Origin of the sequence: Pectobacterium betavasculorum (genome assembly GCF_000749845.1) — a bacterium.
Taxonomy (GTDB): Bacteria; Pseudomonadota; Gammaproteobacteria; order Enterobacterales; family Enterobacteriaceae; genus Pectobacterium; species Pectobacterium betavasculorum.
In genome coordinates, this window is sequence record NZ_JQHM01000060.1 from 1 (window position 1) to 532 (window position 532).

Sequence of the window (532 nt, forward strand, 5' to 3'; positions counted from 1 at the left end):
GGCTTTGTTGAATAAATCAGATTTGAGGCGAGCCTTCCTGTAACAGGCCACTCTTCAGGCAATAAGTACACTTGCAGGCATGCCAGCCTTCGTCATTTTGTTCAGCGCACGAACCATGGCCAAAGCCTCTGCCACCTGGCCGTCGTAGTCCCGTAGCGTCAGCGAACCACCGAACAGCTGCTTTACTCTGTACATTGCCGTTTCGGCTATTGAGCGACGATTATAATCTGTTGTCCATTTCCACCGGGCATTGCTCCCGCTCAGTCGTTGATTAGCCACTGCACGGTTTCGGTCTGCATATTCACCTGACCAGTAACCTGCGCCTTTCCGGGAAGGGATAAGTGCGCTGATTTTCTTGCGCCGCAGCTCGTCGTGGCATAACCGTGTGTCGTAAGCCCCGTCTGCCGCCGCAGACTTTATTTTCCGGTGGGTCTGTCGAATAAGACCAGGGAAGGCTTCTGCATCGGTCACATTGTTTAGTGACAGGTCTGCGCAGATGATTTCATGTGTTTTTGCATCAACTGCCAGATGC

At 52.4% G+C, this 532-nt stretch carries 1 protein-coding gene; it reads right to left on the reverse strand.

All coding sequences use genetic code 11. The features are described from left to right. Positions 1-54: 54 nt before the first annotated feature. The coding region (locus KP22_RS21085) for an IS5 family transposase (RefSeq protein ID WP_039326378.1) at positions 55-532 on the reverse strand (478 nt) is incomplete at its 5' end.